This window comes from Paucibacter sp. DJ2R-2 (assembly GCF_025717675.1).
Classification (GTDB): Bacteria; Pseudomonadota; Gammaproteobacteria; order Burkholderiales; family Burkholderiaceae_C; genus Paucibacter_A.
On the sequence record NZ_JAJIRT010000001.1, the window covers coordinates 1,649,099 to 1,655,390 of the forward strand.

Consider the following 6,292-nt stretch of genomic DNA (forward strand, 5'->3'; position numbering starts at 1 on the left):
GCTTGGCTGCATATTTTCATTGCAAGTTGGCAATTCTAGAGTGAGGCCTTCTGTGCATTCCAGGCAGCTCAGCTGCGCCCTCACTCATGACACTCCGACCTGCTTTCTCGCCTGCCCCGGGGCACGCTGCTTCGCCCCAGTGGGCTGGCTTCATCCTTCGCCAAAGCCTGGGCCTGATGTGGATCGCCCATGCCTTGCTCAAGCTGCTGGTCTTCAGCCTGCCTGGCACCGCCCAGTTCTTTGTCAGCCAGGGCTTGCCAGGGGGCTTGGCCTACCCCGTGTTTGCCTTGGAGCTGCTCGGCGGCTTGGCGCTCATCGTGGGTTGTTACGCGCCCCAGGTGGCTTTGCTGCTGCTGCCGATCTTGCTCGGGGCTGCCTGGCTGCACCTGCCGAATGGCTGGGTTCACACCAGCCCCGGGGGCGGCTGGGAGTACCCGGTGTTTCTGGCCCTGGCCTCCCTGGTTCAGTGGCTGCTGGGTGACGGTGCCTGGGCCTGGCGGCGCAGCGATTTCGCCCGCCCCTTCCAAGCTCGTGGGAGTGCGCTATGAAGCCGGCATCAACCCCCTATCTGCTGGTCAGCCATGCACTCTGCCCCTATGTGCAGCGGGTGGCCATCGCCTTGCAGGAAAAAGGCCTGCGCTTCGAGCGCAGGGATGTCGATCTGGCCGACAAGCCCGGCTGGTTTCTGGCCCTGTCGCCGCTGGGCAAGACGCCGGTGCTGCAGGTCGAGGATGCGGCCGGCGGGCCGGACCGGGCGCTGTTCGAGTCCTCGGTGATCTGCGAATACCTGGAGGATGCCGGCCCGGCGGAGCGCCGCCTGCACCCCAGCGATGCGCTGGATCGGGCGCGCCACCGCGCCTGGATGGAGTTCGCCTCGCAGCTGCTGGCCCAGATCGCCGCCTTGTACCGGGCCGCGGACGAGGACAGCCTGCGTGCTCAAGGGGCGGCGCTGAGGCAGCGCCTGGTCCAGCTCGAAGCCGAGCTGGACCCTGCCGGGCCGTACTTTGCTGGTGCCGATTTCGCACTGAGCGACGCGGCCTTTGCGCCGGTTTTTCGCTACTTTCCGGCCCTGCACCGGGCCGGCTTGGTCGATGCCAGCGCGCTGCTGGATCCATTGCCGCGCCTGCAGGCCTGGAGTCTGGCGCTGCTGGCGCGCCCCTCGGTCAAAGCCGCGGTGGCAGCCGACTACGAGGCTGGGCTCGATGCTTTTCTGGCCCGCCAGCCTTCGGCGCGTGTTGTTCCAACGCTCATGCCTCCAGCAGGCTCCTGAGCCTCCAGGCCGTCTCTTGGCGGCGCCGACAGGCGCTGGGCTCGTCCTTGCCTTATGGCGCCGGCGAGGTCTTTGCGGGCTGTGGGTCTGCGCGTCGAGCGCGCCAGCTCAAAGCCCCAGCCGCCAAGACGCTGTAAGCCAGCGCCTGCAGCAGCAGCAGCTCGGCGAATGGCCGCACTTCGGCCAGCGTGGCGCCCATCTGGTTCAGGCGCAGAAAGGTCTGAATGCCCACCACCGCCGGAATGAAGTCGCCGGCCGTGACCAGAGCCGCGGGCAAGGCCTCGCGCGGCCAGGAGAAGCCGCTCAGGAAGGCCATCGGCAGCGAGCTGCACAGCAGGGCCTGCAGGGCGCGTTCGCGGTCGGCCAGCAGTGCGCCCAGGGCCACGCCGAGTGCGGCGATGCCCCAGCAAAAAGGCAGCAGCAACAAGGCCGCCGCGCCCACATTGCCGCCATAGCCGTAATCAAAAAAGCGGAACACCGGGCCGAAGAACCAGGCTGCCGAAAGCAGGCCCAGGCTGGCAAAGGCGGCGGTGCGCGCGCTCCACACGCCGAGCAAGGGCTCGGGCGAGCGGCGTGTCTCGAACCAGGTGCCCACCCACATTGCGCTGCCCATCAGCAGCAACTGCTGGATGATCAGCACCGCGACCGCCGGCACCACATAGCTGCCATAGCCCTCGGTCGGGTTGAAGAGCGGCACCATGCTCAAGTTCAGCGGGCTGCGGTTCAAGGCGGCCTGCTGCTTCGGGGCGCCGCGGGCCTGCAGCTGGCGCAGCTCGGCCCCGGCCGAGACCGTTCCTATCACCTCTCCAAAGCCGCTCAGCACCACCTTGTTGATCAAAAAGTAGGCGCCGTCCGCCAGCACCGGCAGCACCACGCCCTGGCCGCGCAGGATCTCGCGCTTCATGTCGGCGGGCAGCAGCACATAGCCCTCGATCTCGCGCCGCGCCAGCGCCCGCCGCGCCTCGGCCTCGCTGGCGGTGACGAAGCGCAGATCCAGGCGCGGGCTGGCCTGGGTGAAGCGGCCGATCTGGCGCGCGATATTGCTGTGATCCAGGTCGACGATGGCCACCGGCACGCGGCGCAGCTCCTGCGTGGTGTAGGGCCAGGGGTAGAAAAAGGCGTAGAGCACGGGCGCCACGATGAACATCAGCAGCGTGCCCTTGTCTGTCAAGGCGGCGCGCCAGGTTTGCGCCAGCGTGGCGAGCCAAGTTCGCATCAGCGCTGCCCCCAGCAGGCCGGCGTGCGGGCCGCGCGTTGGAGCAGGGCGGCGCTCGCCAGCAGCAGCGCGGCCGCGCCCAGGCCCAGCCAGCCCGCCAGCGGCAGCAGCTCCAGGGCGCTGCGGCCTTGCTGCAGCAGGCCCACCTGGCCTTCCAACACCCAGGTCAGCGGCAGCGACTCGGCCCACATCCGGGCGCCGGGCGGCATGGCCATCAGCGGAAAGGCCAGGCCTGAGAAAGCAAAGGCCGGCGCGGTGATGAAGCCGGCCGCCGACAGCGCCGTGCGCAGCGAGCTGGCGGCCAGGGCCACAAATGCGCCCAGTGCTGCGTACACCGCCAGCAGCAGTGCATGCAGGCCCAGCAGCGGCAGCAGGCTGTCGGCCGGCACCAGACCGAGCTCTCGCATCAGCAGCCAGAGCAGCCCATTGACCGCATTCAGCAGCAGCCAGGCAGGCGCCAGCTTGAGCAGCACCGCAGGCAAGACCTGACCCCCCGCGCTGGCCAGCCAAGCCGGCGCGCTGGCTGCGCGCAATTCGGTGCCCGTGCTCCAGGCGCCGGCCACCATGGCCAGCATGTGCAGCAGGGCCGGCAGCAGGGCGGCGGCCAGGAACTGCTGGTAATTCAGCGCCGGGTTGTAGACGGCTTGCAGGCTGGCGCGCACCGGCTCCAGGCTCTGGCGTGCTGCCAGCGGGCTCTGGCCACGTTTCTCGCGCATGGAGATTTCAATGCCGGCCGAGAGCGTGCCCACCACGCCGCGCAGCGCTTTTTGCAACAGGCCCGAGTGGCTGGAGAACTGGGCGTTGTGCAGCAGCGCCAGCTGCGCCGGGTGGCTGGGGTGGCCGCGCTTCACCGCGGCTGCCGTGCCGGCCGGGATCACCAGCGCGCCGTACACACGACCGGCGCGCAGGTCGCGCTGCATCTCGGCCTCGTCGCTGTACTGCGCGCTCAGGCTCAGCATCGGTGAGGCGTCCAGCATGCGCAGCAGCTGGCGCGAGAGCGCGCTGTGGTCGGCATCGAGCACGCCGATGGGCAGGCGTGTCGGCAGGCCGGACGCAAAGGTCCAGACCAGCAGCAGGCCCATCAGCAGCGGCAGCCAGGAGACCATGGCCAGATCGAAGGGGCTGGCGCGCAGCCGCGCCCACTCCCTGCGCCAAGTACCCCAGTTACCCCAAGTGCCCCAGGCCTGCATCAGCGTCAGCGTGCGACCAGCACGCTCATGCCGGGCCGTGCGCCGGCAATCGGCTTGAGCGGTTGGGCTTTGACCTCGAAGGTGCGCAAGTCATAGCCCTGGTTGTTGCGCGTGCTGCGCCAGGTGGCGAAGTCCGGCAGGGCCTGAGAGGCAATGACCTTGAAGCGCACCAGCTTGCCCGCACCATCGGCCAGCGCCGGCAGCGTGGCATCGAATTCTTTGCCGATGGCAAAGCGCTGGAGCTGGTCCTCGCGCACATTCAGCAGCATCCACTGGTCGCTCAGGTCCACCACCGTCAACACCGGCACGCCGGCCGGCGACAACTCGCCCACCTTGGCCAGCAGCTTGGCGACCTCGCCATTCACCGGGCTTTTCAGTTCCGTTTCAGCGCGTGCCGCTTCCACCTCCTGCACCGCGCCGGCCACCTGGCGCGCCTGTGCGGCGGCGGCGGCCTGGTCTTCGCTGCGGGCGCCGGCGCGGGCCAGGTCGGCTTGAGCCTTGGCGGCATCAGCCTGGCCTTGCGAAGCGCGCCAGTTGGCCTCGGCCTCGTCGCGTTTCTGTGCGGCCACCAGGCCTTCCTTGAACAGCCCTTCGACGCGCTCATAGCTCTTGCGAGCCAATTCGGCGCCCACCCGCGCGCGCTCGAAATTGGCCTGCGCCATGCGGATCTCTTCGGGCCGCGCGCCGTTCCTGGCCTTCAGTGCCACAGCCGAGGCCGCTGCCTCGGCATTGCTGACTTGGGCCAGCTTGGCCGCCACCTCGGGGCTGTCGATGCTCAGGATCAAGCGGCCTTTCTCGATGCGCTGGCCTTCTTGCACGTGCAACTCGGCAATGCGGCCGCTCAGCTTGGGCGCGATATCGGTTTCGCGCGCTTCCATCATCCCTTGCAATTGCTCGGGTTCAGGCGGCTGGTGATGCCACATGGCATACACCGCGAGGCCCAGCACCGTCAGCGCCAGGACGGGCACGACAAGTTTCGGAAGTTTCATGAGGGGAGACTTTTCCTTGATGCAGGTGGGGCAGGGCCGATTCACTCCAGACGCAGATCGGCCCGCGCCAGGTAGTCGGCGAGGCTTTGGATCTGGCCGCAGGCCTGCAGCAGCCCGACCAGGGCCATCACATGCTCATAGGCGACTTGGGCGCGCTCGGTGCGCAACTTGCTCAGGTTCAGCTCGGCATCGATCAGGTCGATGGCCGTGCTCGTGCCCTGTTTGAGGCCGGCCCGACGCAGGCGCAGCAATTCCTGGCCGAGCTCATCTTGCGCCGCGAGGCTGATGTACTGGCTGCGCGCCTGCTCGGCGCTGCGCCATTGGCGCTCCACCAGCAGGGCGATGTCGCTGCGGGCCTGAGCCTCGGCGGCTTCGGCCTGGTGGATCTGGCTTTGGTGCGAGCGCTCCATGGCCTGGTGGTCGATCGAGTCCCACAGATTGAAGCGCACGCCGACGCCGGCGAGCCAGTCGCCGTTGTGGCTCAGGGAGCGTTGGCCGAAGGCGAAGACCTGGGGCTTGTTGAGCGCCTTGGTGCCGGCCTTCAGATACTCGGCCTGGGCCTTCTTTGCTGCGATCTTGGCCAGACCCGGGTGCAAGGTCAGGGCGGTGTTGATGAAGTCCTGCAGCGACGGCAGTGCTTGCGAGCTGAGCGCCAGCGGCGTGCTGGGGGCGGGTATGCCGTCGAACTTGAGCGTTCGTGCCAGAGCCATGGCCACCAGGTCCGCATCGCTGCGTGCCTTGCGGGCCTGGTATTGCGCGTCCTGCAGGGCGGCTTTCGCCTGCAGGCGCTCCAGCTGCGAGGCCACGCCAGCCTTGAGCATTTTTTCGGCCGCCAGGTCATGCTCGGCCACGCCGGCCGCAGCGGCATCCCGCAAGGCGGCGGCGCGGCGCGCCATCTGGGTCTGGAAGTAGCGCTGGGCCAGCACAGCGATGGCCTCGTCCTCGCTGTGCTGCAAGTCGGCCTGCGCTTCATCGCCTTGAGCGCCGACCATCCCGCGCAAGGCATCGGGCGCACCGCCCAGGTAGATGGGCCAGACCGCATTCACCGAGGCCGACTGGCTGCTGTTGCGCCGTTCGATGGTGTAGTTGGAGGGCAGGGGCGGCAGCGCAGGCAGCATGCCGGCCACCTGCGGCGGCAACAGATTGACGGCATTGCCCAGGCCTTGCTTGAGGGGATCCAGGTCCAGATCCAGGCTCATCCGGTAGGTGTAGGCCACGCCCTGGGCCGAGACCATCGGGCCGCCGGCTCTTGCGATGCCCTCGGCCTGAGCCTGACGCTGCGCCACCACGGCGCGGGCACCGGCCAGTTGATCGGAGCCCTGCTGAAGACGATGCACTGCCTCGTCCCAAGTCAAGGAGGCCGAGGTCTGCGCCCCAACGCTGCCTGCCCACAGCAAGGGCAGGCTGATCAACAGCGGGCGGAAGACAGGCATGGGTCGCGGCTCAATCCGATGAGAAATAGGTTTAGCGTAGGGGGCCCAAACGACGCGGCCTTGACAAGGCTGTGACCAGGACTTGGCCGCGCCACACTCTAGCAAAGGCTGGTGCCAACAGCCGTCCGGTGCTGGCGCACCATCGGGCTGCGCCCTCTGTCTGCTCAGTCTTCCAACAGACTCCTGAGCATCCA

General features: G+C 68.3%; 6 protein-coding genes. 2 read left to right on the forward strand and 4 right to left on the reverse strand.

Annotated elements, in window-relative coordinates:
• The first annotated feature begins 86 nt into the window (after nucleotides 1-86).
• Nucleotides 87-548, forward strand: coding sequence for a DoxX family protein (locus LNV28_RS07160; protein WP_263515742.1), 462 nt, complete (start codon nucleotides 87-89; stop codon nucleotides 546-548).
• The gene (locus LNV28_RS07165) at nucleotides 545-1,270 is read left to right on the forward strand and encodes a glutathione S-transferase family protein (RefSeq protein ID WP_263515741.1); all 726 of its coding nucleotides are present in this window, start codon (nucleotides 545-547) and stop codon (nucleotides 1,268-1,270) included. Before LNV28_RS07160 ends, LNV28_RS07165 begins: the two co-directional genes overlap by 4 nt.
• A gap of 52 nt (nucleotides 1,271-1,322) precedes the next feature.
• Here the strand turns inward: LNV28_RS07165 and LNV28_RS07170 are convergent, their stop codons facing one another.
• The 4 genes from LNV28_RS07170 to LNV28_RS07185 are packed head-to-tail and all read right to left on the reverse strand — an operon-like array spanning nucleotide 1,323 to nucleotide 6,098.
• Nucleotides 1,323-2,486: an ABC transporter permease gene (locus LNV28_RS07170; RefSeq protein ID WP_263515740.1), complete on the reverse strand. Its 1,164-nt coding sequence runs from the start codon at nucleotides 2,484-2,486 to the stop codon at nucleotides 1,323-1,325.
• Nucleotides 2,486-3,676, reverse strand: a complete 1,191-nt coding sequence (locus LNV28_RS07175; protein WP_263515739.1) for an ABC transporter permease — start codon at nucleotides 3,674-3,676, stop codon at nucleotides 2,486-2,488. Before LNV28_RS07175 ends, LNV28_RS07170 begins: the two co-directional genes overlap by 1 nt.
• A 5-nt stretch (nucleotides 3,677-3,681) precedes the next feature.
• Nucleotides 3,682-4,665: an HlyD family secretion protein gene (locus LNV28_RS07180; RefSeq protein WP_263515738.1), complete on the reverse strand. Its 984-nt coding sequence runs from the start codon at nucleotides 4,663-4,665 to the stop codon at nucleotides 3,682-3,684.
• A gap of 41 nt (nucleotides 4,666-4,706) precedes the next feature.
• Complete coding sequence (locus LNV28_RS07185; RefSeq protein WP_263515737.1) at nucleotides 4,707-6,098, reverse strand: TolC family protein; 1,392 nt, start codon at nucleotides 6,096-6,098, stop codon at nucleotides 4,707-4,709.
• Nucleotides 6,099-6,292: the final 194 nt, after the last annotated feature.

Bases quoted from the DNA above. Each gene is read 5' to 3' on its own strand.
- LNV28_RS07160 (WP_263515742.1), top strand. From the start codon at position 87: ATGACACTCCGACCTGCTTTCTCGCCTGCCCCGGGGCACGCTGCTTCG.
- LNV28_RS07165 (WP_263515741.1), top strand. From the start codon at position 545: ATGAAGCCGGCATCAACCCCCTATCTGCTGGTCAGCCATGCACTCTGC.
- LNV28_RS07170 (WP_263515740.1), bottom strand. From the start codon at position 2,486: ATGCGAACTTGGCTCGCCACGCTGGCGCAAACCTGGCGCGCCGCCTTG.
- LNV28_RS07175 (WP_263515739.1), bottom strand. From the start codon at position 3,676: ATGCAGGCCTGGGGCACTTGGGGTAACTGGGGTACTTGGCGCAGGGAG.
- LNV28_RS07180 (WP_263515738.1), bottom strand. From the start codon at position 4,665: ATGAAACTTCCGAAACTTGTCGTGCCCGTCCTGGCGCTGACGGTGCTG.
- LNV28_RS07185 (WP_263515737.1), bottom strand. From the start codon at position 6,098: ATGCCTGTCTTCCGCCCGCTGTTGATCAGCCTGCCCTTGCTGTGGGCA.